Source organism: Amycolatopsis sp. NPDC006125 (assembly GCF_040614195.1).
In the GTDB taxonomy this organism is placed as follows: Bacteria; Actinomycetota; Actinomycetes; order Mycobacteriales; family Pseudonocardiaceae; genus Amycolatopsis_E; species Amycolatopsis_E tucumanensis.
Map to the genome: position 1 here is coordinate 1 of NZ_JBEXTZ010000080.1, position 20,738 is coordinate 20,738.

The 20,738-nt window shown below is 72.8% G+C and carries 20 protein-coding genes; 16 read left to right on the forward strand and 4 right to left on the reverse strand.

Annotated elements, in window-relative coordinates; all coding sequences use genetic code 11:
- The first annotated feature begins 242 nt into the window (after positions 1–242).
- Together ABZ193_RS31730 and ABZ193_RS31735 are read left to right on the forward strand one after the other, a co-directional pair.
- On the forward strand, positions 243–539 hold the full coding sequence (locus ABZ193_RS31730) for a metalloregulator ArsR/SmtB family transcription factor (protein ID WP_354712512.1): 297 nt from the start codon (positions 243–245) through the stop codon (positions 537–539).
- A 21-nt stretch (positions 540–560) separates the two neighbouring features.
- The gene (locus tag ABZ193_RS31735; protein ID WP_354712513.1) at positions 561–1,553 is read left to right on the forward strand and encodes an LLM class flavin-dependent oxidoreductase; all 993 of its coding nucleotides are present in this window, start codon (positions 561–563) and stop codon (positions 1,551–1,553) included.
- 176 nt (positions 1,554–1,729) lie between these two features.
- Here the strand turns inward: ABZ193_RS31735 and ABZ193_RS31740 are convergent, their stop codons facing one another.
- Complete coding sequence (locus ABZ193_RS31740; RefSeq protein WP_237338706.1) at positions 1,730–2,152, reverse strand: MarR family transcriptional regulator; 423 nt, start codon at positions 2,150–2,152, stop codon at positions 1,730–1,732.
- Positions 2,153–2,253: 101 nt separating this feature from the next.
- Between ABZ193_RS31740 and ABZ193_RS31745 the strand changes: the two genes are divergently transcribed.
- The gene (locus ABZ193_RS31745) at positions 2,254–2,979 is read left to right on the forward strand and encodes a class I SAM-dependent methyltransferase (RefSeq protein ID WP_354712514.1); all 726 of its coding nucleotides are present in this window, start codon (positions 2,254–2,256) and stop codon (positions 2,977–2,979) included.
- A gap of 138 nt (positions 2,980–3,117) precedes the next feature.
- On the forward strand, positions 3,118–3,873 hold the full coding sequence (locus ABZ193_RS31750; protein ID WP_020422193.1) for a GAF and ANTAR domain-containing protein: 756 nt from the start codon (positions 3,118–3,120) through the stop codon (positions 3,871–3,873).
- 3 nt (positions 3,874–3,876) lie between these two features.
- Here the strand turns inward: ABZ193_RS31750 and ABZ193_RS31755 are convergent, their stop codons facing one another.
- Positions 3,877–4,221, reverse strand: coding sequence for an STAS domain-containing protein (locus ABZ193_RS31755; protein ID WP_020422194.1), 345 nt, complete (start codon positions 4,219–4,221; stop codon positions 3,877–3,879).
- A 182-nt stretch (positions 4,222–4,403) separates the two neighbouring features.
- Between ABZ193_RS31755 and ABZ193_RS31760 the strand changes: the two genes are divergently transcribed.
- Positions 4,404–5,144 carry a GAF and ANTAR domain-containing protein gene (locus tag ABZ193_RS31760; protein WP_020422195.1) on the forward strand — a complete coding sequence of 247 codons (741 nt, stop codon included), beginning with the start codon at positions 4,404–4,406 and terminating at the stop codon, positions 5,142–5,144.
- Positions 5,145–5,939: 795 nt separating this feature from the next.
- Here the strand turns inward: ABZ193_RS31760 and ABZ193_RS31765 are convergent.
- Positions 5,940–6,758 (reverse strand): endonuclease/exonuclease/phosphatase family protein, encoded by an 819-nt coding sequence (locus tag ABZ193_RS31765; protein ID WP_354712515.1) that lies wholly within the window; start codon positions 6,756–6,758, stop codon positions 5,940–5,942.
- A 53-nt stretch (positions 6,759–6,811) separates the two neighbouring features.
- The gene (locus ABZ193_RS31770; RefSeq protein ID WP_354712516.1) at positions 6,812–7,819 is read right to left on the reverse strand and encodes an LLM class flavin-dependent oxidoreductase; all 1,008 of its coding nucleotides are present in this window, start codon (positions 7,817–7,819) and stop codon (positions 6,812–6,814) included.
- A 42-nt stretch (positions 7,820–7,861) separates the two neighbouring features.
- Here ABZ193_RS31770 and ABZ193_RS31775 point away from each other — a divergent pair, with 42 nt between their 5' ends.
- The 11 genes from ABZ193_RS31775 (at position 7,862) to ABZ193_RS31825 (ending at position 20,495) form a co-directional block, all read left to right on the forward strand.
- Entirely contained in the window at positions 7,862–8,677 is an 816-nt protein-coding gene (locus tag ABZ193_RS31775; RefSeq protein ID WP_354712517.1) for an NAD(P)H-binding protein, read from the forward strand.
- An 850-nt stretch (positions 8,678–9,527) separates the two neighbouring features.
- Positions 9,528–10,553 carry a LacI family DNA-binding transcriptional regulator gene (locus tag ABZ193_RS31780; protein WP_354712518.1) on the forward strand — a complete coding sequence of 342 codons (1,026 nt, stop codon included), beginning with the start codon at positions 9,528–9,530 and terminating at the stop codon, positions 10,551–10,553.
- Positions 10,550–11,506, forward strand: coding sequence for a sugar ABC transporter permease (locus ABZ193_RS31785; RefSeq protein ID WP_237338699.1), 957 nt, complete (start codon positions 10,550–10,552; stop codon positions 11,504–11,506). The genes ABZ193_RS31780 and ABZ193_RS31785 overlap by 4 nt, the downstream gene beginning before the upstream one ends.
- A gap of 4 nt (positions 11,507–11,510) precedes the next feature.
- On the forward strand, positions 11,511–12,338 hold the full coding sequence (locus ABZ193_RS31790) for a carbohydrate ABC transporter permease (protein WP_354712519.1): 828 nt from the start codon (positions 11,511–11,513) through the stop codon (positions 12,336–12,338).
- A 26-nt stretch (positions 12,339–12,364) separates the two neighbouring features.
- Positions 12,365–13,639 carry a sugar ABC transporter substrate-binding protein gene (locus ABZ193_RS31795; protein ID WP_354712520.1) on the forward strand — a complete coding sequence of 425 codons (1,275 nt, stop codon included), beginning with the start codon at positions 12,365–12,367 and terminating at the stop codon, positions 13,637–13,639.
- A gap of 34 nt (positions 13,640–13,673) precedes the next feature.
- A complete protein-coding gene (locus ABZ193_RS31800; RefSeq protein ID WP_237338696.1) occupies positions 13,674–14,834 on the forward strand; it encodes an ADP-ribosylglycohydrolase family protein in 1,161 nt (386 codons plus the stop codon).
- A 44-nt stretch (positions 14,835–14,878) separates the two neighbouring features.
- The gene (locus tag ABZ193_RS31805) at positions 14,879–15,001 is read left to right on the forward strand and encodes a hypothetical protein (RefSeq protein ID WP_354712521.1); all 123 of its coding nucleotides are present in this window, start codon (positions 14,879–14,881) and stop codon (positions 14,999–15,001) included.
- A gap of 151 nt (positions 15,002–15,152) precedes the next feature.
- A complete protein-coding gene (locus ABZ193_RS31810) occupies positions 15,153–16,481 on the forward strand; it encodes an ADP-ribosylglycohydrolase family protein (RefSeq protein ID WP_354712522.1) in 1,329 nt (442 codons plus the stop codon).
- Positions 16,478–17,371, forward strand: coding sequence for a ribokinase (locus tag ABZ193_RS31815; RefSeq protein WP_354712523.1), 894 nt, complete (start codon positions 16,478–16,480; stop codon positions 17,369–17,371). Before ABZ193_RS31810 ends, ABZ193_RS31815 begins: the two co-directional genes overlap by 4 nt.
- The gene (locus tag ABZ193_RS31820) at positions 17,368–19,290 is read left to right on the forward strand and encodes an SUMF1/EgtB/PvdO family nonheme iron enzyme (protein ID WP_354712524.1); all 1,923 of its coding nucleotides are present in this window, start codon (positions 17,368–17,370) and stop codon (positions 19,288–19,290) included. The genes ABZ193_RS31815 and ABZ193_RS31820 overlap by 4 nt, the downstream gene beginning before the upstream one ends.
- The gene (locus tag ABZ193_RS31825; protein WP_020422208.1) at positions 19,287–20,495 is read left to right on the forward strand and encodes a CoA transferase; all 1,209 of its coding nucleotides are present in this window, start codon (positions 19,287–19,289) and stop codon (positions 20,493–20,495) included. The genes ABZ193_RS31820 and ABZ193_RS31825 overlap by 4 nt, the downstream gene beginning before the upstream one ends.
- Positions 20,496–20,738: the final 243 nt, after the last annotated feature.

A 20,738-nucleotide genomic window follows, 5' to 3' on the forward strand; every position in this document is an offset into this window, starting at 1 on the left:
TCCCGTCGCCGGAGATCTCGACCTTGCCCTCGGCGAACAACCCGGTCTTCACCGGCACGTACCGCGTGGTGGCGCCGTCCACGACCTCGACGCCGTCGGGCTGCAACCCGGTGGTTCACCACGACGGGCGGCGGCTCCTCGCGCAGCTCGCCACCCGCCGCTCGCACCCCGTGAGCGGCGTCATGGTGCGGACCCCTCATCGGCGGGAGTAATTTCGGGAATTAGCGAAATGTCGAAGGACGGTGCGGGTGCTCCCTGAGTGCAAGGCCCTGGCGAACGAGACGCGGCTGCGCATCCTGGAGTGGCTCAAGGACCCGGCGGCCAGCTTCCCGGCGGCTGCCAACACGGCCGGGCTGGGGGTGTGCGTCGGCCTGATCCAGCAGAAGGCAGGCACCTCCGCGTCGACGGTCTCGGCGCACCTGGCCATCCTGCAGCGTGCCGGGTTCCTGCTGGCCACGCGACAGGGCCAGTGGACCTACTACCGGCGCGACGAGGACCGCATCCGCGCCTTCACCGAGCGACTGCACCGCGACCTGTGACCCGGAAAAGGTGAGCCCGTCATGTCCCCAGTCCTGTCCGTACTGGACCTCGCGCCGATCGCGCCCGGCCAGACCGCGCGCGAGAGCTTCGCGGCCAGCGTGGCGCTCGCGCAGGCCGCCGAGCGCAGCGGCTACCGGCGGGTCTGGTACGCCGAGCACCACAACATGGCGTCCATCGCCTCCAGCGCGACCAGCGTGGTGATCGGGCACGTCGCCGAGCACACGTCGACCATCCGGCTGGGCGCCGGCGGGATCATGCTGCCCAACCACTCGCCGCTGGTGATCGCCGAGCAGTTCGGCACGCTGGAGACCCTGTTCCCGGGACGCATCGACCTCGGGCTCGGCCGGGCGCCGGGCAGCGACCAGCAGACGATGGTGGCGCTGCGGCGCGACCCGATGTCGGCGGATTCGTTCCCGCAGGACGTGCTGGAGCTGCAGGCCTATCTGAGCGGCAAGGCCGTGCACGGCGTGCGGGCCGTGCCGCGGGCCGAGGGCGTCGTGCCGCTCTACATCCTGGGCTCGTCGCTGTTCGGGGCGCAGCTGGCCGCCCAGCTCGGGCTGCCGTACGCGTTCGCGTCGCACTTCGCGCCGGACTCGCTGCACCAGGCCGTCTCGCTGTACCGCGAGCGGTTCCAGCCGTCGGAGCAGCTCGCCGAGCCGTACGTGATCGCCGGGGCGAACGTGTTCGCGGCGGAGGACCACGACGAGGCCGAGGCGCAGCGGTCGGTGGCGTACCGGGCGCGCACCCGGGCGATGCTGTCGCAGGGCCGCGCGGGGGCGAACTTCACCGACGCGGAGATCGACGCGTTCCTGGCCTCGCCGCGCGGCCGCGGCCTGGCGTCGATGACGCGCTACACCGCGGTCGGCACTCCCGACGAGGTGCGCGCCTACCTGGCGGACTTCGCGACCGAAGCCCAGGCCGACGAGCTGATCCTGACGCACCACGCGCACGACATCGCGGACCGGGTCCGGTCGGTGGAGCTGACGGCGAACGCCATGGCGGCGGTCGCGTAGGAACTCCGGCTGGCCGCCCCAGCCCGGGGCGCGCAGGTGCCGGCCGCGGACCCGCGTGGTGCAGCCGGAGGTCGGCTGCAAGCGCGGGTGCCGCCCACAGGCGGATCGGCGGCGCGCTGCCCCTGGACAGTGCCGCGCTGGCGCGGCCGGTCCGGGCGGTCAGCGGCGCCCAAGCGCTAGTCGCGTCGCATGCGGATCAGCAGGTTCCGCAGCTCGGCGAGTTCCCCTGCCCCCAGCTCCCGGCACGGTGAGCCGCTCGCGGCGTGGCTGTCGATCCGCTCCAGCGCGGTCTCGGCAGCCGCCGTCAGGTGGATGCGGCGCACCCGCCGGTCGGCCTCGTCGGCGCGGCGTTCGAGCAGTCCCCGCGCCTGCAGACGGTCCACCAGCGCCGTGACGGTCGGCGGCTCCGTGTCCAGCCAGGCCGCCAGCTGCCCGATCGGCGGCGCCTCCCGCTCCTGCCGCAGCCGCCGCAGCACCAGCCACTGCAGCTCGGTCAGCCCCTCCGCCCGGTACGCCTCGCCGTAGACCTGCCGCGCGCGCTCCACCACGTCGAACAGCAACGCGGCCACCTCGCCGACCAGCGCCGGATCATGTGCCACTTGTCCCTCCCGCCGCATATGCTTAGACTGCACTAAATATGAGTGCCATTGAAGCTTCTGTTCAGGGTAGTACCACCTGGGGCGACGGTGACTACCCGTCGATGGCGCGCCGACTCGAACCGGTCGCCCGGCAGGTCGTCGACGAAGCCGCGATCACCGCCCGGGACATGGTGCTCGACATCGCCACGGGCACCGGCAACGCGGCCCTGCTCGCCGCCACCCGGGCACGCACCATCGCCGTCGACTTCGAACCCGCCCTCGTGCGGATCGGCGCCACGCGGAGCGCCGCGGTCGGCTGGCTGGTCGGCGACGCGGCCGCGCTGCCCATCGCCGACGGCGCCGCGGACGTGGTCCTGTCGGTCTTCGGCGTCATGTACGCGCCCGGCTCCGCGGCCCGCGAACTGGCCCGCTGCACCAAACCGGGCGGCCGCGTCGTGCTCGCCTCGTGGGTCCCGGGCAGCCTCCTGCCTGCCACCGGTGCCGCGATGGCGCCCTTCCTGCCACCGCCCACCGGCGCGCCGCCCTCCCGCTGGGGTGACCCCGCCGCCCTCGCCGATCTGCTGACGCCCCACCGCCTCCGGCTCGACGCGGCCGACGCGCACGACCTGCCCCTGATCTTCCCCGACGTGGAGACGGCCGCCGGGTTCTTCGTCGACACCGCCGGCCACGCCCAGCGCGAGCGTCCGCGCCTGGAAGCCGAGGGCCGGTGGGACGACCTGCACGCCGCTGTGGGCGACGCGATCGAAGCCCGAGCCACGCACCGCGCGGGCGGGATCGAGTTGCGGGCGCGGTACCTGCTGGCACGTCTGCGCCGCACCCGCGCCTGACCTGCGATCCGCCCGCCGGGCGGCCGGGTAATATCGGCCGGGTTGTTGAGCAGACAGCGACCGGGTGCGGGCCCGGTGCTGTCTGTCGCTGGTCGCTCGCCCCGCTCCGGATGGTTGCCAGGAAGGGACACGACCAGGATGAGCGACGGTGCGGCAGGCCAGCTCGCACACCTCGACGAGGTGACCCGTGCACTCGAGGAACTGGCCGGCACGGTCGGGAACACCGACGACTTCGACGTGCTGCTGCGGGTGGTCTGCGAGCAGGTCGTGCGCGTGGTGCCCGGGGCCGACATGGCCTCGATCACGGTGCTCGACGATTCCGGCGCGCGATCGGTGGCTTCGACCGACGACCGCGCCACGCGCATCGACGCGGCGCAGTACGACGAGGACGACGGCCCGTGCCTGCGCGCGGCGCGCACCGGGCAGGTGGTCCGGGTCGAGGTCGGCACGGCGCGGGAGTTGTGGCCCGGGTTCTCCGCCGTCGCGGCCGGGCACGGGGTGGCGAGCTACCTGGCTTCGCCGCTGCAGGTGCGCGACGAGGCGATGGGCGCGATCAACCTGTTCGGGTTCGGCGAGCACGGGTTCCGCGACGTCGACCAGAAGTACCTGGAGCTGTACGCGACGGTCGTGGACACGGTGCTGCACCTGTCCAGACGCGCGTTGCGCACCCAGGAACAGGTGCGCCAGTTGCGCGCGGCGATGCGCACGCGCGGGGTCATCGAGCAGGCCAAGGGCATCCTGATGGCTGCGAGGCGGATCAGCGCCGACGAGGCGTTCCAGCTCCTGGTGGGGCAGTCCCAGCGGGAGAACGTCAAGCTGCACACCATTTCGGCGCGGTTCGTCGCCGAGCACTCCGGGCACGTGGTGGACCCGGACGACAGTCTGCCGAACTGAGCGTCAGGCCGCCGACGGCACCGCCGAGGCGATCGTGAAGACCCGGTCCAGCCCGGTCAGCTCGAGCGGGCGCAGCACCGGGCGGCTCGTGCAGACCAGGATGAACTCCTGCCCGGCGGCCTCGCACTCCCGCGAAACCTCGACCAGCAACGCGAGGCCGCCCGAGTCGAGGAATCCGACGCGCAGGAGGTCGAGAACCAGCGTGCGCGGCGGGGGCACCGGCGCCCCCGCACGGGCCGCCCCCAGCCCGTCCCGCAGGTGGACGACGGTTCCGGCGTCGATTTCACCCGTCACGGTCACGACGAGCGCGTCCGGCCGGTAGGTCCACTCCACTTTCAGGTTCGTCACTGGTATCTCCTGGGGCAAGCTCGTGGGCTCGCGAAACAGGGCAGGACACGGACACCGCGCTGCCGACGGAAACTGGCGAGCCACAGCTGCTTGTATAACCGTGACGCAACCGACCCTACCGCATCGCCCGGCTAGGCTTGCCGGACGAGGACCGGCAGGTCGCGTGGAAGAGACGAGGTGTCATGAGCGAATCGCTCCTGTCCGCACCCGCGGTGCTCACGATCGCGCAGGAACTCGCCGAGATCGGCAGGCTGGTGGACGACGACGACGTCACCTCGACCCTGTCCCGGTACGTGGCGCGTGCCTGCGCGTTGCTGCCGGGCTGCGACCGCGCGTCCATCACGGTCCGCACGGCGGCGGGGACGGCCGAGGTGCTCGCGTCCGCGGGCAAGCCGTTGCCGGAGCCGCCGACCGACGGGTCCGGGCCGGACCCGGTCACGGAGGCGCTGACCTACCGCGAGCCGCGGCGGGTGGACGACACCGCGACGGACGAGCGGTGGCCCGCCTACAGCGCGCACCTGCGCCGGCACGGGTTCGGCAGCGCGCTGACGCTGCCACTGCCCGGCGCCGAGTCCGGGGCGGCGTTCAGCGTGCTCTCCGCCGAGCGCGGCCGTTTCGGCGAGGATTCACACGACCTGGCGCTGTTGTTCACCCTCCACGCGGGCGTGGCGTTCGACAACAGCGCGCTCTACCACGACAACATCCGCCTGCTGGGGCACGTGCAGACGGCGCTGCGGACGCGGACGGTCATCGCGCAGGCGCAGGGCCTGCTGATGCACCACGGCCACCAGACGGCGGACGAGGCGCTCGCCGCGCTGAAGCGGATGTCGCAGCAGCGGAACGTGAAACTGCGCGACGTGGCTGCGGCGCTGGTGACGGCCCACCACGAAGGCAGGCTGGCGGAGGTGCTGCGGGCGCGCTGAGTGTCCGCCTCGGGCGTGGTTCGGCGGGTGGTGATGTGGTCTGGCGAGCGTAGCTGGGGGCGCTGGGTGGTCTGCTGGGCGGGTTTTGTTGGTTGGTGGGTGACTGCCGTTGGGCGGTGGTGCTGGAGTCCCGCTGAGTATCGGCCTTGGCTTGGTCGTTCGGCGGTGGAATGTGCTGGCGAGCGCGGCTGGGGGCGCTGGGTGGTCTGCCGGGCGGGTTTTGTTGGTTGGTGGGTGACTGCCGTTGGGCGGTGGTGCTGGAGTCCCGCTGAGTATCGGCCTTGGCTTGGTCGTTCCGGGGTGGAATGTGCCGGTGAGCGCAGCTGGGAGCGCTGGGAGGTCAATCGGGCAGGCTTCATAGGTTGGCGCGCCACTGCTGGCCGCCGGCGGAGGTGTCGGAGGCGTCCGCCTCGGTGTGGTCGCTCGACCGCCGTGTTCGCCGTCGTGTTCAGCGAATGCGACTGGAGGCACTGGGAGGTCAACCGGGCGGGCTCGTCAGCCAATGCGCAACCGCGCGCCGACTGCCGAGCGCTGGTCGCCCGTTGACCGTCCACGGCGGGCGTGGTCGCCCGGCGGTCGATGCCCGCCCACCGGGCGGGCCGTCGGCTGGCCGACCCTCGGCGTGCCGGCCAGCCGGCCGGACCCTCCGCGCGCGGAAGGTCCGTTGACCGTCCACCTCGACCAGTTGGCGTCGGCGCGAGCCAGGAGCGCCGGGGTCCGCGGAACTGCCCACGCTGGGGGGACATCCGCGGACCACGGCGGCAAAGGGGCCGCTGCTGCCAGCGTGCCTGAAACTCAGTGCCGCACGAGCAGGCGGCTCATCAGGGGCAGGTGGTCCGAGGCGACGGGATCCCCGTCCAGCACCCGCGTCACCAGCGGCTGCACCGAGCGCGACGCGTAGATGTAGTCGATCCGCCGGTCCGGCGCCTCCGCCGGGTACGTCGCGCCCGCGCCCTTCCCGGACACCGGCCACGTGTCGGTGAAGGCCACGTTCAGCGGGGCGATCTCCGGGGCCTCCGGGAGCGCGTTCAGGTCGCCCACGAGCACCGCAGGCGTGGTGTCGCCGATGAGCTCCGTGATCTGCCGGGTCTGCTCCAGCCGGTCCACCTGGGAACTTGCCGCGAGGTGTGTGTCGTACACGTGCACCGCCACGCCGCGCACGTCCAGCACCGCGTGCAGCAGCCCGCGCTGCTCCTGGTTCGGCGACCGGAACAGGTGCGTGTTGTCCCACGCGGTGATCGGGTAGCGGGACAGGATCGCGGTGCCGTACTGGATCCGCGGGCTGCCGGCGGCGGGCGGATCCCGGTCGATGTTCGCGCCGAAGACCACGTGGTAGCCGAGCATCCGGGCGAGCTCGGCGGCCTGGTCGGCCCACTCGCTGCGCGCCGAGTAGTGCCGGTCCACCTCCTGCAGCCCGACGACGTCGGCGCCGCTGTCCCGGATCACCCCGGCCACGCGCGCGAGGTCGAGCACGTCGTCGGTGCCCTGCGCGTGGTGGATGTTGAAACTCAGCACGGACAGCACCCGCTGCCGCGGCTCGCTCGCGTTCGCGGGCGCCACCGAGGTCAGCAGGATTCCGCTCAGCATCAGCACGACCGCCAGTGTTCTACGCACCCGGCGATCTTCGGCCGCGCACATGAGGGCCGGGTGAACGAGCGGCGAACGTTTCAGCGCCAGCCGGCGTCGGGTGCGACGTCGCGGACGATCGACTCCAGCAGGTGCGCGTTGTAGTCCACGCCGAGCTGGTTCGGCACCGTCACCAGGACCGTGTCCGCCGCCTGCACGGCCGCGTCCTCGGCGAGCTGCTTGGCGATCACGTCCGGCTCGCCCGCGTAGGTCTTCCCGAACCGCGCCACCCCGCCGTCGAGCCAGCCGACCTGGTCCTGGCTGTCCCGTTCCCGCCCGAAGAACCGCCGGTCGACGTCGGTGGTGATCGGAATTACGCTGCGGCTCACCGACACCCGCGGCTCGCGGACGTGCCCCAGGCGCGCCCACTCCGCGCGGAAGATCTCGATCTGCTCGGCCTGCAGCTCGTCGAACGGCACCCCGGTGTCCTCCGTGAGCAGTGTCGAGCTCATCAGGTTCATCCCCTGCTCGGCGGCCCACTTCGCGGTGGCGCGGGTGCCGCTGCCCCACCAGATCCGCTCGTACAGCGTCGGCGACTGCGGCTGGATCGCGAGCATCCCGCCGCGGCCGGTCATCCGCGGATCGGCCCGGACGACACCGCTGCCGCCGATCGCGGTCCGGAAGATCTCCGTGTGCTTGCGCGCCATGTCCGCGTCGGTCTCGCCGTCGGCCGGGACGTAGCCGAACGCGGACGCGCCGTGCAGCGCGGGTTCGGGGGAGCCGCGGCTGATGCCGAGCTGCAGCCGTTCGCCGCTGAGCAGGTCGGTGGCCGCGGCCTGTTCGGCCATGTAGAGCGGGTTCTCGTAGCGCATGTCGATCACGCCGGTGCCGAGCTCGATGCGCTCGGTGCGCGCGGCCATCGCCGCCAGCAGCGGGAAGGGTGTCGAGAACTGGGGCGCGAAGTGGTGCACGCGCAGGAACGCGCCGTCGACGCCCAGCTCCTCGGCGGCCACGGCGAGCTCGACCATCTGCCGCAGCGCGTCGCCGGCCGTCGGGGTGGGCGTGCCCGGCTGGTGGTGGCCGAACGAAAGGAACCCGATCTTCTTCACACCGGGTATTGTCCAGGACTCGACCGGCATCTGGGGGGCACGATGTTTCTCGTCACTGGCGCGACCGGCACGGCGGGCGGGGCGGTGGTGCGCGAGCTCGCCGGGACTGGTGAGCCGGTGCGGGCGCTGGTGCGGAAGCCGGACGCCGTGGTCCCCGGTGCGGAGCCGGTCGTCGGCGATCTCAACGATCCGGCGAGCGTCCCGTTCGAGGGCGTGACCGGGGTGTTCCTGCTGTCCGGGTACGCGGACATGCCGGGGCTGCTGGCGCGGGCGCGGGCGGTCGGTGTCGAGCGGGTGGTGTTGCTGTCCGGTGGGTCGGCCGCGCTTGCGGATCTGGACAACGCCGTGTCGCGGTACATGACGCTGTCCGAACGGGCCGTGCGGGAGTCCGGTCTGGCGTGGACGTTCCTGCGGCCGCGCGCGTTCATGTCGAACGCGCTGCGGTGGCTGCCGCAGCTGCGGGCGGGCGACGAGGTGCGTGTGCAGTACCCGGACGTGCCCGCGGCGTGCGTCGACCCGGGCGACATCGCGGCGGTGGCCGTGCGGGCGCTGCGGGGCGGGCACGAGGGCCGGATCTACGATCTGACCGGTCCCGAGGCGCTGTTGCCTGCCCAGCAGGTGGCGGTGCTCGGGCGTGTGCTGGGCCGGGACCTGCGCGTGGTGGGCCTGTCCGACGAGGAGACCCGGGCCGAGATGGCAGCGGCGATGCCGGCCGACTACGTGGAGGCGTTCGCCCAGTTCTACGCCGAGGGCAAGCTGGACGAGGCCACGGTGCACCCCGACGTGGCCGAGGTGACCGGGCGGGCGCCGCGCACGTTCGAGCAGTGGGCGCGGGAGAACGCGGACGCTTTCCGCTGACCTGCTGGGGAAAATGTCGCGCGCAGGGTCTGAAGTGGACGCTCCCGGGCGCAACCTTCGGGGCGCCTTCAAGGACGGGAAACTCGCACTGCGGAGCGATGCGCCTGACAGTGCGAGACGTGAGACCGCGTGGCAGCGTGGGCGCGGCTCGCGCCTGGAGGCAGATCGCACCGCGGAGCCTGTGATTCGGGCGGGGCAGTGCGGGACGCATCGGAGGCGTGGGGTAGCACGGGTGGCGTGGCGGGGCGTGTGGTTCGGGCGGGGGGCAGCGCGGGATGCGTCGCGGGGCGTGTGGTTCGGGCGGGGTAGCGCGGGATGCGTGGCGGGGCGTGTGGTTCGGGCGGGGTAGCGCGGGATGCGTGGCGGGGGTGTGGCCGCGCGGGGTAGCGCGGGATGCGTGGCGGGCGTGTGGCCCCGCGGGGTAGCGCGGGATGCGTGGCGGGCGTGTGGCCCCGCGGGGCAGTGCGGGATGCGCCGCGGGCGTGTGGCTTGCGCGGGATAGCGCGGATGGCGTCGTGGGGAGTGGTTCACGCGCGGGGTAGCGCGGGATGCATCGCGGAGCGTAGGACACGGGCGGGGCAGCGCGGCGGGTATCGCGGAGTGTGGGAAGCTCGTAGCGGAGCGTAAAAACCCCGCCGCGAACAGTAGGGCGAGCGCCACCGCCTGCCGCGCGAGCTCAGCCGCCCGCTGACCAGCGTCGAAGCCGCCACCGCGACCCCACGCGCACCCCGGTGTTGACACCCCTCGAACCGGATGTCACTATTCCCCGCAGCCCCTTGGAATCGTTTCCAACCACCGAGCGTCACGGGTTGGAAACGTTTCCAAGGCAACGAACGACGACGGAGCGACAATGACGTCTACACGGGCCACGCTGCTGCAGGTGGCCGAACGAGCCGGGGTGTCTCTGGCCTCGACCTCGCGCGCCCTGCACGGCACCGGCGCTAGCCCGGCCATGATCGAGCGCGTCCGGGCCGCCGCGGAGGAGCTGGGTTACAGCCCGGACGCCATCGGCCGCTCGCTGCGGATGAAGAAGACCTTCCAGATCGCGTTCGCGGTCGCCGACATCGGCAACCCGGTCTACGTCGAGATGATGCGGGCCATCCACGAGGTCCTCGCGCCGCACGGGTACCGCGTCGTGGTCATGACCACCGGCGACACCTCGACCTCGACGGCCGACCTGGTGCGCAGCCTCAACAGCGGTTTCGTCGACGGCATGGTCATCAGCCCGCTGCGCACCGACGACCGCCTGATCGAGGAGATCCAGCAGGCCGCCGTCCCGGTCGTGGTCATCGGCCGCGCCCTGGACGCCCACGGCATCAGCTCGGTCTCCACCGACTCCGCGGGCGGCATCGGCCAGGCGGTCCGCCACCTGCAGGAACTCGGGCGCCGCCGGATCGGCTTCCTCAACGGCCCCCTCGACACGACCCCCGGCCAGGCCCGCCAGCGTGGCTTCGAAGCCGCCGCGGGCACGGGCCACACCACCGAGGTCGCCAAGGACTTCACCGTCGCCGCCGGCCTCACCGCCGCGCGCCGCCTGCTGGCCGCGGCCCCGGAACGCCTCGACGCCATCGTCGCGGCCAACGACCTGCTCGCCATCGGCGCCATCCACGCCATCCGCGAACTCGGGCTGTCCGTGCCGGACGACATCGCGGTCACCGGCATGGACGACACCGAGATCGGCCGCGTCTTCCACCCGACCCTGACCAGCGTCTCCCTCGGCAGCACCGAGCGCGGGCGCGCCGCCGCGCAGCTCATGCTCCGCCTCGCCGACGACGCCGGCCAGGACGCGCAGCAGGTCACCGTCGGCCCGGAGCTGATCGTGCGCGGTTCCACCGTCCCCGCCGCGGGCGGGCTCACCGAGGGAGGCCGGCGATGACCCTGGCCGCGGACACCCGCGCCCCCGCGCCCGCACCGGCGCCCCGCAAGCGCCGCAAGGGCACCATGGCCCGCTCGCGCCGCCGCGAGGCGATCGCGCTGGTGATGCCGTCGCTGATCCCGATCCTGGTGCTCAGCGTCGCGCCGCTGGTGATGGGCCTGGCGCTGGCGTTCACCGACGCCCGCCTGGTCCGCAACCCCGACTACGACTTCACCGGCATCGACAACTTCACCAAGCTGGCGGGCAACTCGTTCTTCTGGGACAGCCTCCGCATCGGTCTGATTTGGACGGTCGGCGTCACCGTGCTGCAGCTGGCCGCCTCGATGGGCCTGGCGCTGCTGCTCAACTCGGGCCTCAAGCTGCAGGGCCTGACCCGTGTGCTCGCCCTCATCCCGTGGGCGATGCCGCCGGTCGTCGTGGCGATCATGTGGCAGATGATCTACTCGGCCAACGGCGGCCCGCTCAACGCCTTCCTCGGCAGCGTCGGCCTGCCCGCCGACACCAACTGGCTCGGCGACTTCTCCACGGCGCTGCCCGCGGTGATCGTCGTCGGCGTGTGGGTCGGCATGCCGCAGACCACCGTCACCCTGCTGGCCGGTCTGCAGCAGATCCCGCAGGACCTGCACGAGGCCGCGGCGGTGGACGGCGCGGGCGCGTGGCGGCGGTTCACCGCGGTCACCTGGCCCAGCCTGCGGCCGATCGTCACCTCGATCACGTCGCTGAACTTCATCTGGAACTTCAACTCGTTCTCGCTGGTCTACGTCCTCACCGAGGGCGGGCCGGGCGGAAAGACGATGGTGCCGGTGCTCTTCATCTACCTCGAAGCGTTCAAGAACCGCAACATCGGCTACGCGGCGGCGATGGGGCTCGTGCTCGTGATCATCGTCGTGCTGCTGCTGGCGGTCTACCTGCGGTCGCAGTTCCGCGACGACCGCGCCGAGCGGGGGCGGTGACCACATGCGCGTCCTCCTGCGTCCCGCCCAGTACCTGGCGCTGGCGGCCTACATCCTGTTCCTCGGCTTCCCGCTGCTGTGGCTGATCTCGGCGTCGGTGAAGTCCTCCGGCGAGCTCAACTCGCTCACCGTGAGCCTGCTGCCGCAGCAGTGGCACTGGGACAACTACACCGAAGCGCTCGACCGACAGGGCCTGGTGCACTCGGCGGGCAACAGCCTGGTCGTGGCGCTGGTGTCCACCGCGCTGGTCATCGTGATCGCGCTGCCCGCGTCCTACGTGCTCGCCCGGCTCAAGGGCAAGATCCGCGCCGCCGGCGTGGGCTGGATCCTGGTGTCCCAGGTCTTCCCCGTGGTCCTGGTGATCCTGCCGCTGTTCCTGATCCTGCGCACCATCGGGCTGGCCGACAGCCTGGCCGGCCTGACGCTGGTGCACACCACCTACACGCTGCCGTTCGCGCTGTGGATGCTGCAGGGCTACGTCAGCGCGATCCCGGTCGACCTGGAAGAGGCCGGCGCGATGGACGGCGCGGGCCGGTGGACCGTGCTGCGCCGGATCGTGTTCCCGCTCCTGATGCCCGGCATCGTCGCCACCGCGATGTTCAGCTTCGTCTCCTCCTGGAACGAGTTCTTCTTCGCGCTGGTGCTGCTCCAGTCGCCGGAGAACTACACGCTGCCCATCACGCTGAACATGTTCATCGGCGGCGAGGGCAAGGTGTCCCTCGGCCCGCTCGCCGCGGGCGCCGTGCTCGCCGCGATCCCCAGCATCGTCTTCTTCACCATCCTGCGCCGGAGGCTCACCAGCGGGCTGATGGCCGGGGCGGTGAAGGGATGAACCCCCGGAAAACGAAAGGTCGGTCAATGAAGTCTCGACGTTTGGTGACGGCCGCGCTCGCGGCGGCCGCGAGCCTGCTGTTCACCGCGTGCTCCAGCGGCGGTGACAGCGCCGGCGGCCCGGTGACGCTCAAGTTCCAGTCCCTGTCGGACCAGCCCGCGGCGATCGCGGCGACGAACAAGATCGTCGACGACTGGAACAAGGCGCACCCCGACGTCAAGGTCGAGGTCGTGCAGGCGGGCTGGGACGGCGTCTACGACAAGCTGATCACGCAGTTCAACGCGGGCAGCGCGCCGGACATCATCCACTACGAGGCCGCCGGCGTCGTCCCGTTCGCCAAGGACGGCTACCTCGCCGACCTCACGCCGTACCTGTCGGAGCAGAAGAAGACCGACATCCCCAAGGGCGTGCTGGACTCGGTCACCGTGGACAACCAGGTGATCGCCTACCCGACCGAGCTGCAGTCCTATGTGGTCTTCGCCAACCGGGCGCTGCTGCAGAAGGCCGGGGTCACCATCCCGGCCGGCGACACGATGACCTGGGACCAGCTGCGGGAGATCGCGAAGGCGACCACCCGCGACGGCGCCTACGGCCTCGGCTGGGGCCTGTCCAGCCCGACCGCCGCGATGGTCGCGCTCGCGCCCGGCTTCGGCGGCAAGTACTTCGACGGCACCGGCACCGACGCGAAGATCAGCGTCGGCCAGGGTGAGATGGCCCTGCCGCAGCTGGTGGACGCCATGGCGCACCAGGACAACTCGATCCTGCCGGTCACGCTGACCCAGTCCGGTTCCAAGGCGCTGGCGCCGTTCTACGCCGGGCAGACCGCGATGACGATCCAGGGTTCGTTCCAGGCCGCCAACATCGCCAAGGACGCGCCCGCCGGTTTCGACTGGGTCGTGCTGCCGCCGCTGGCCGGCCCCGCCGGTCCCGCGCAGGCCGCCAATCCGCAGACGCTGTCGGTGAACAAGGACTCCGCGCACGTCGAGCAGGCCGCGCAGTTCATCGAGTTCTTCACCAACACCGAGAACCTGGCCGCGCTCAACGAGGCCGACGCGCTGATCCCGGCGACCACTTCGGCCCGCGAGGCGCTGACCACGAAGCTCGGCGCGCAGAACGGCTGGAAGGAGATCCTGTCCTCGGGCCAGTACCTCACCTCCGCGCCGTACCTGTTCGTCGACAAGTACGCGCAGTGGAAGGACACCGTCGCTACCCCGGCCTACCAGAAGTTCCTCGCGAAGCAGATCGACGCGAACGGTCTGTCGAAGGAACTGACCGACGGCTGGAACTCCATCAACCGGTAGCGACCGGACCATCTGGAAGGGAAACGTGAAGCCGGTGACCTGGCTGGAAGACCGAGCGGTGGCGGTGATCACCGGGGCGGCCGTGGGGGACGCGCTGGGTGGCGCCACCGAGGGGTGGACCCCGGAGCAGATCGAGGAGCGCCACGGCGGCCGGGTGACCGGCATCGTCGGGCCGTGGTTCCCGAACTGGCGGGAGGCGCGCCCGATCGCGCCGTACCACAAGGGGGACGGGCACGTCACCGACGACACCCTGATGACCCGCGCGCTCGTCGAGGTGTACGCGAAGCGCCGCGCGCACCTCGACGCGTACGCGATGGCCGAGGACCTGGTGCCGCTGATGATCGGCGAACCCAGGTGGGTGCCCGAGCTGGAGTCGACCGCGCTGCTGCTGCAGCGGGTCTTCCTGGCGGAGAAGTGGATCGTCGCCCGGCTCCACTACGGGCACGTCGACCCGCGGGAGGCCGGGGTCGGCAACGTCGTCAACTGCGGCGCCGCGATGTACGTGGCGCCGGTCGGGCTCGCCAACGCCGGGGACCCGCGCGGCGCCTACGCCGAGGCGATCGACCTGACCGGCGCCCACCAGTCCAGCTACGGCCGGGAGGCGGCCGGCGTGTTCGCGGCGATGGTCGCGGCGTCGGTCGCCCCCGGCGCGACGCTGGACGACGTGGTCGCCGCGGCGCTGGACGTCGCGCACGACGGCACCGCCGCCGCCCTCCGCGCCGTGGTGGACGCCTTCGACGGCTGGACTTCCGCACCGTCCAACGACGACGAGGAGCGGGAGCTGGCCCGGCTGATCCGGGACACGGTCGCCCCGTACGACTCGGTGGGGCCGCAGTACCGGCAGATGTCGATGGACGCGCGGCGGCCGTCGCGCACCAAGTCGATCGAGGAGCTGCCCGCCGCGCTCGGGTTCGTGCTCGGCCACCGCGGCGACTACCGCGGCGCGGTGCTGGGCGCGGTGAACTACGGCCGGGACGCCGACTCGATCGCGGTGATGGCGGGCGCGTTGTGCGCCGGTCTCGGTGGCACGGCGGCCGTGCCCGCCGACTGGATCGACGCGATCGGCGAGGCGAGCAGGATGGACCTCCGCGAAACCGGGCGGCTGATGGCCGCGGCGGCCGCGGACATCCTGAAGGCGGACCGGGAACGCGCACTGGCGCGGCTGCGGACGCTGGACGCGCTGGACCAGGCGTGACGGTGCGGGACGACATCAGCTGGGGGTTGTGTGAGGAGGGTGGCGTGACTGTGCGGCTGGAGTGGCGGGAGCCGGTGGTGATCGCGCGGTCGGCTGGGCCGGTGAGTCGGCAGGTGGGCACGGCGCAGGCGGGGGCGCCGCGGCGGCGTGCGGGGGAGCGGTCGTGAGGCTCGGCTGGGGGTTGTGTGAGGAGGGTGGCGTGACTGTGCGGCTGCGGTGGCGGGATCCGGTGGTGATCGCGCGGCCGGCGGGGCCGGTGAGTCGGCAGGTGGGTACGCCGCAGGCCGGGACGCCGCCGCGGCGGACGGGGGAGCGGTCGTGAGGCTCACCTGGGCGCAGCCCGAGGACCTGCTGGCGCACGAGCTGGTGCAGTCCGCCGCCGAGGGCCGGGACGTCACCGCTATCCGGGACCGCTGGGTCGCGGCCGGTGGCGACCCGGTGCCCGCGGTGAGCGGCGCCGGTCCGCGGCCGGCCACCCCGGAGCTGCGGGCGCTGGCCCGCGACCTGCTCGACGAGCTGGCCGCGCTGCCCGCCACGCCGGCGCCGCACGAACCGGACGACTGGGACGCCATCGCCGAACTGCTGCCGCCCGCGCCGAAACTTTCCGGCGGCAGCGGGCGCGTGCTGGACGCGTGGACCGGCCGCGCCGCCGGGTGCCTGCTCGGCAAGCCGGTCGAGAAGATCCCCCGCGAGGGCATCGAGGAGATCCTGCGCGCCACCGGCCGCTGGCCGCTCGACCGCTGGTTCACCGCCGTCGGCCTGCCGGACGAGGTCGCCACGCGGTGGCCGTGGAACCGCCGTTCCGCCCCGACCTCGCTGGCGGAGAACATCGACGGGATGCCGGAGGACGACGACCTCAACTACCCGATGCTCGCGCTCACGCTCCTGGAGCAGCGCGGCCGCGGGTTCACCACCGACGACGTCGCGCAGCTGTGGCTGGACAACCTGCCCGCCGGGCGGGTGTTCACCGCCGAGCGCGCCGCCTACCGCAACATCCTGGACGCCCGCCCGGTGCCGGAGACCGCCACGCACCACAACCCGTTCCGCGAGTGGATCGGCGCGCTCATCCGGACCGACGTGTTCGGCTGGGTCTCGCCGGGCGACGTGCGCGCCGCGGCCCGGATGGCGTGGACCGACGCCCGCCTGAGCCACACCCGCAACGGCATCTACGGCGCGATGTGGGCAGCCGCGCTCGCCTCGGCGTCGATGGTGTGCGGCACGGCCGACGAGGTGCTGGACGCGGCGGAAGCCGTGATCCCGCCGGACAGCAGGCTCGCGCAGGCCGTCCGGTTCGGACGGTCGCTGGCCGGTCTCGGCGTCGACGCGGGACTGGACCGCCTGCACGCCGAATACGGGCACCTGCACTGGGTCCACGTCCTGAACAACGCGGCCGTCATCGCCTTCGCGCTGGCCAGGGGCGGCGGCGAGTTCGGCCCGAGCATTTCGATCGCGGTCACCGCGGGCTGGGACACCGACTCGGCGGCCGCTACTGTCGGCGGCGTCGTCGGCGCCCTGCACGGGGTGCCGGACCAGTGGGCGAAACCGCTGGACGACCGCATCGCGACCTCGCTGCCGGGCGGGGAGCAGCGCATCACCGACCTCGCGGCCCGCACGGCCGCCCTGACCGTGGAACGAGGTGCCGCATGACCGGGCAGGTCGTGGTCGTCGGCTCGGCCAACGTCGACCTCGTCGTCGACGTGCCGCGCCATCCGGGTGGCGGGGAGACGATCCTCGGCGGCGACCTGCGCCGCACCCCGGGTGGCAAGGGCGCGAACTCGGCTGTCGCCGCGGCGCGGGCCGGGGGAGCGGACACCACGTTCGTCGGCGCCCTGGGCCGCGACGAGTCCGCAGATCTGCTGCTGGCCTCCCTGGAGCGAGCCGGGGTCCGCGTCGACCTGGTGTCCCGTGTGGACGCTCCGACCGGGACCGCGCTCATCACCGTCTCCCCGGACGGCGAGAACGCCATCGTGGTCGCGCCCGGCGCGAACGCGCGCCTCGAACTGACCGCCGCCCAGGTCGAGCGGATCGCGCACGCCGACGTCGTGCTGGCGCAGCTGGAGATCCCGCTCGACATGGTCCGCGCGGCCGCCGCCGCACGACGGCCGGGCGCCCGGATGGTGCTCAACGCGGCGCCGTCGCAGGACCTGCCCGGCGATGTCTGGGCGGCGCTGGACCTGCTGATAGTCAACGAGTACGAGGCCGCCGACCTCGCGCACACCCAGGCCGCGCCGGAGGAACTGGCCGCGGCGCTGCTGGAGCGGGTGCCCGCCGTGGTGATCACGCTCGGCGCCGAGGGATCCCTGGTGGCGCAACGGGACCGCGAGCCCGTGCGGGTGCCGGGCGTCAAGGTGGACGCGGTCGACACGACCGGCGCCGGGGACACCTTCTGCGGCGTGCTCGCGGCCGGGCTCGCCCGCGGACTGGACCTGGCCGGCGCCGCCCGGCTCGCCGGTGCCGCGGCCGCGCTCGCGGTCACCCGGCCCGGCGCGCAGGACGCCGTGCCCACCGTCGCGGAGGTCGAGGAGAGCGCGAAATGACCTACACGTTCGACCCGCTCGTGCCGCGCCCGATCGACCGGCCCACCGAGGTCCCGCCCGGCCCGCTGACCGGGGACCAGCTGGTCGCGCTGGACGAGGCGAAGATCTTCGCCGGCCCGGCGGACCCGGCCGACCGCCCGGCGTGGCGCGAGCGGTTGCGCGAGTGGCGCGAGGACGCCCGCGGGCGGCACGGCTACACCGGCGCGGCCTACGAGCGGCCCGGCGCGGCGTGGGCGGCGCGGTGCCGCACTGTCGCGCAGGTGTGGCTGTGGGACGAGCTGCTCTACGACTTCGAGCAGGGCCGCTTCACGCCGGAGCGGTTCCTCGCCGACGCCCGGGAGCGGTTCGCCGGGCTGGACGCCGTCGTGCTGTGGCACGCCTACCCGGTGATCGGCCTGGACGACCGCAACCAGTGGGACTTCTACCGCGACGTGCCCGGGCTGACCGATCTCGTGCGGCAGTTCCACGACGCGGGCCTGCACGTGTTCGTCGACTACAACCCGTGGGACGTCGGCACCCGCCGCGCCGGGGACGACCTCGAGGAGCTCGCGTCGCTGGTCGCCGACCTCGGCGCGGACGGAGTCTTCCTGGACACCCTCAAGAAGGCGGAACCCGAGTTCGTCGAGGCCCTGGAGCGGGCGAAGCCGGGGATCGTGCTGGAGGGCGAGTCGAAGCTGCCGGTCGAGCGGATCGAGGACCACGCGTCGTCGTGGGCGCAGTTCTTCGCCGACTCGCCCGTGCCCGGCGTGCTGCGCGCGCACTGGTACGAGCGGCGGCACATGCAGCACCACGTCCGCCGCTGGCACCGCGACCACACCGAGGAACTGCAGTCGGCGTGGCTCAACGGCGTCGGCGTGATGGTGTGGGAGGTCGTCTTCGGCGTGTGGGTCGGCTGGTCGCGCCGGGACGCGGCGACGGTGCGGCGCATGGTGACCGTCCAGCGGGCGGCCGAGGACCTGCTGCTGCACGGCGAGTGGACGCCGCTGGCCGAACTCGCGCCCGGCGCGGAGGAGGCCGGGGTGTACGGCTCCCGCTGGGACCTCGGCGACCAGACACTGTGGACGGTCGTCAACCGGAGCGACCGGGACTACACCGGCCCGGTCGCGCCCGGAATCCCGTTGCTGGGTCCGGGTGTGCCCGCGCGAGGGATCGCCGCGTTCCTGCGGGCCGAGGCGGAACCCGCGTGGGTGAAGGAACTGCCGGACGTGCCGCACGATCCGGACGCCCGCTTCCCGCACCGCCTCGCCGTGCGCAAGCAGTCGGCCCGCAGCACCGGCACGCCCGACCCGGACGCCGTGGTCGTGCCCGCCGGACCGTACGTGCTGACCGTCCGCTACCGCGCCCGCGAGACCGGGATGTACCAGGGCGCGCCGTACGTCGACGAGTGGAAGCCGCTGCCGCCGCGGCTGCACGACGCGCGCACTCTCCAGCGCGACGGTGTGCTCGCGAACGCGGTGGCCGTCGCGGCGACCGAGGTGACCAACGCGCAGTTCACCGAGTTCCTGGAGCGGACCGGCTACCGGCCGGCGCAACCGCACCGGTTCCTCGCGTGGAACACCGACGCCGACGCGCCGGTGACCTACGTGGACCTCGACGACGCCCGCGCGTACTGCGCGTGGCGCGGCGGGCGGCTGCCCACCGAGGACGAATGGCAGCTCGCGGGCGAGACCGGCCTGCTGCGCCGCGGCGAGCCCGCCGTGTGGAACTGGACCGAGAGCGAGCACTCCGACGGGCGCACCCGGTTCGTGATGCTCAAGGGCGGCTGCGACTACCGCGCCGAAGGCTCCGACTGGTACGTCGAAGGCGGCCGCCGCGACCCGGACTACAGCGTGAAGCTGCTCCTGCCCGGGCTCGGGCTGGCGCGCGGCGCGACCGTGGGGTTCCGCTGCGCCTGGGACCTGCCGGAGGTGACCGCGTGACCGTCTCCCGGGACCCCGCCGCCGGGGCGCTGGCCGGGCTGCGCGTCGTCGACGCCGCCACGCTGTTCGCCGGCCCGATGGCCGCGATGCACCTGGGTGACATGGGCGCCGAGGTGATCAAGGTCGAGCACCCCGGCCGTCCCGATCCGGCGCGCAACCACGGCGTCGCCAAGGACGGCGTCAACCTGTGGTGGAAGACGCTCGGCCGCAACAAGCGCACCATCACCGCCGACCTGGGCAAACCCGGCGGCCGCGAGGTGTTCCTGAAGCTGGCCGAACGGTCGGACGTGATCATCGAGAACTTCCGGCCGGGCACGCTGGAGCGCTGGGACCTGGGCTACGACGAGCTGTCCGCGCGCAACCCGCGGCTCGTGCTCGCCCGTGTCACCGGGTTCGGGCAGATCGGCCCGTACCGGCGGCGGCCCGGGTTCGGCACGCTGGCGGAGGCGATGAGCGGGTTCGCCGCCGCCACCGGGGAACCGGACGGGCCGCCGACGCTGCCGCCGTTCGGGCTCGCCGATGGCATCGCCTCGCTGGCCACCGCGTACGCGATCATGGTGGCGCTGTCGGCGCGTGAGCGGACCGGGCGCGGTCAGGTCGTGGACACCGCGATCGTGGAGCCGATCCTGGCGATGCTGGGGCCGCAGATCACGCGGTGGGACCAGCTGCGCTCGGTGCAGCCGCGCACCGGCAACCGGTCGGTGAACAACGCGCCGCGCAACACCTACCGCACCGGCGACGGGCAGTGGGTCGCCGTGTCGACGTCGGCGCAGTCGATCGCCGAGCGCGTGATGCGGCTGGTCGGGAGGCCGGACCTGATCGACGAGCCGTGGTTCGCCAGCGGCGCCGAGCGCGCGAAGCACGCCGACGAGCTCGACGAGGCCGTGGGCGGGTGGATCGCCCGGCACACCCGCGACGAGGTGGTCGCCGAGTTCGAGGCCGCGCAGGCCGCGGTGGCGCCGATCTACGACGCCGAGGACATCGTCGAGGACCCGCAGTTCCGCGCCCTGGGCACGATCCACGAGATCGAGGACCCAGAGCTGGGGCCGACGCTCATGCAGGGGCCCATCTTCCGGCTGTCCGGCCACGACGGGGTCATCGCCCACACGGGCCGCGCGCATGGCGCGGACACCGACGAAGTGCTGGGGGAGCTGGGTTTCGCGCCGTCCGAGGTGGCGCGGCTGCGTGAGGAGGGTGCGGTGTGAGTGCGCCCGCGTTGACGCTGTTGCATGCGCCCGCGGATCGGGTCGTGAAGGTGCTGGGTGTCGCGTCTTCGGTGGTGGCGGGGTTGCGTGAGGAGGGCGCGGCGTGAGTGCGCCCGCGTTGACTCTGGTGCCGGCTGGCCGGCGGGACCGGGTGGGGAAGGTGCTGTTCGCGCCGTTGGTCGTGGCGCGGATGCGTGGGGAGGGTGTGGTGTGAGCGCTCCGGCGTTGACTCTGCTGTATGTG

What these genes read in the sequence shown, in the direction of transcription:
- ABZ193_RS31760 (WP_020422195.1), top strand. Translation starts at nt 4,404, where the DNA reads ATGAGCGAATCGCTCCTGTCCGCACCCGCGGTGCTCACGATCGCGCAG.
- ABZ193_RS31775 (WP_354712517.1), top strand. Translation starts at nt 7,862, where the DNA reads ATGTTTCTCGTCACTGGCGCGACCGGCACGGCGGGCGGGGCGGTGGTG.
- ABZ193_RS31750 (WP_020422193.1), top strand. Translation starts at nt 3,118, where the DNA reads ATGAGCGACGGTGCGGCAGGCCAGCTCGCACACCTCGACGAGGTGACC.
- ABZ193_RS31820 (WP_354712524.1), top strand. Translation starts at nt 17,368, where the DNA reads ATGACCTACACGTTCGACCCGCTCGTGCCGCGCCCGATCGACCGGCCC.
- ABZ193_RS31780 (WP_354712518.1), top strand. Translation starts at nt 9,528, where the DNA reads ATGACGTCTACACGGGCCACGCTGCTGCAGGTGGCCGAACGAGCCGGG.
- ABZ193_RS31745 (WP_354712514.1), top strand. Translation starts at nt 2,254, where the DNA reads ATGGCGCGCCGACTCGAACCGGTCGCCCGGCAGGTCGTCGACGAAGCC.
- ABZ193_RS31795 (WP_354712520.1), top strand. Translation starts at nt 12,365, where the DNA reads ATGAAGTCTCGACGTTTGGTGACGGCCGCGCTCGCGGCGGCCGCGAGC.
- ABZ193_RS31790 (WP_354712519.1), top strand. Translation starts at nt 11,511, where the DNA reads ATGCGCGTCCTCCTGCGTCCCGCCCAGTACCTGGCGCTGGCGGCCTAC.
- ABZ193_RS31785 (WP_237338699.1), top strand. Translation starts at nt 10,550, where the DNA reads ATGACCCTGGCCGCGGACACCCGCGCCCCCGCGCCCGCACCGGCGCCC.
- ABZ193_RS31815 (WP_354712523.1), top strand. Translation starts at nt 16,478, where the DNA reads ATGACCGGGCAGGTCGTGGTCGTCGGCTCGGCCAACGTCGACCTCGTC.
- ABZ193_RS31735 (WP_354712513.1), top strand. Translation starts at nt 561, where the DNA reads ATGTCCCCAGTCCTGTCCGTACTGGACCTCGCGCCGATCGCGCCCGGC.